1 protein-coding gene is annotated in these 383 nt (G+C 62.9%); it reads left to right on the forward strand.

What is annotated here, in order from left to right:
* A partial coding sequence (locus MUB46_RS24195) for a hypothetical protein (RefSeq protein WP_261618540.1) occupies window positions 1-383 on the forward strand: 383 nt, incomplete at both ends.

A 383-nucleotide genomic window follows, 5' to 3' on the forward strand; every position in this document is an offset into this window, starting at 1 on the left:
CCGATGACCGACTTCATAGATGCCTCTCCACTTACACCCACGCTGCCCGCCGAAATCGCGGAGCTTCTGGAGCCTTTCGTATCCGGGCCGGAAGACGAACCCGATGACGGCGGCCGAGCCGCACGGAAGCGGGCCCGAGATCTCGAAGTTCGCTATTCCAGGATGTCGCCGGAAGAACGCGACGCCGACATCGATGATTGGCTCGAGGCCTACGTCGAGGCGGAAGATACCCGTAAGGGGCAGGAGGTCGCGACCCGAGACGATGATGCGGATCTGCTTGACGACGTAGGAATTAAGTCCGAACCGGCCGGGCCGCAGCAGGTGGCCCGCGACGTGATTCTGACGGGCAACGCCTCACCGGAAGTCAACGACGCACTCGACGA

This window comes from Microbaculum marinisediminis (assembly GCF_025397915.1).
GTDB classification, from domain to species: Bacteria; Pseudomonadota; Alphaproteobacteria; order Rhizobiales; family Tepidamorphaceae; genus Microbaculum; species Microbaculum marinisediminis.